Source organism: Dactylosporangium sp. NPDC000555 (assembly GCF_040300025.1).
GTDB lineage: Bacteria > Actinomycetota > Actinomycetes > Mycobacteriales > Micromonosporaceae > Dactylosporangium.
Genome location: NZ_JBEPDB010000120.1, coordinates 1 through 777, shown reverse-complemented (window position 1 = coordinate 777; position 777 = coordinate 1).

Sequence of the window (777 nt, the reverse complement as noted above, 5' to 3'; positions counted from 1 at the left end):
GCTGCGCCATCACCCCGCTCGACAGACCCCCAGCCGTCGCAAGCTGCGCCATCAGATGACGAATCTGTCGCGAATCCCAGCCAGGGGAATCCCCGCCAAGAGCCGTCTTCGTCATCGACTTCTCCCCTCTGCGCCATCAGCTGACGAATCCGTCGCGAAATCCCAACCAGAGTAATCCCCGCCAAGAGCCGTCTTCGTCATCGACTTCTCCCCCGAGCCGTGCCCGATCGACCGGGACAAGGAGGGATAGCCAAGGTCAACAACAGCAGAAGACGACGAAGGCCTTGACTACGTTTCCGCAGTTCAAGGCCTTGTCGTTCCCTGGTGGCGGGTAGAGAATTCGAACCTCTGTAGCTTTCGCGACGGATCTACAGTCCTGGCTTGCCAAAGGCATCGAGCTGCTAGAACGCTCCCGTGCAGGGGTTAGTCGTCGCACAGTTGTCGTCGGCTTCGAGGGACACCTCGCGGAGCGCCTCGACCGGCGACGCGTCAAGTGCAGGGTTGTGCGCGGCACTCCGGCGCCCCACCCGCTTGGTTCACCTCTGCGCGGTACGCGTCGTGCTCGCGGGACATGCGGTCGTGGCTCGGCCCAGCTTGCGTGATGCCTCGCCGTCGCCCGCCGGCGAGGCGGGCCAACCCGCCCGACTGGCCTCTTCTTGGCCAAGTGCCGACACCACATAGAGGCTCTTCGAACTTGGCGGGGGTCTGAGGGTCGGCTGACGTTCCACTGTGGACCCCAGCTAATAGATGCCCGTAGCTCTCGTAGATCATGTTGTT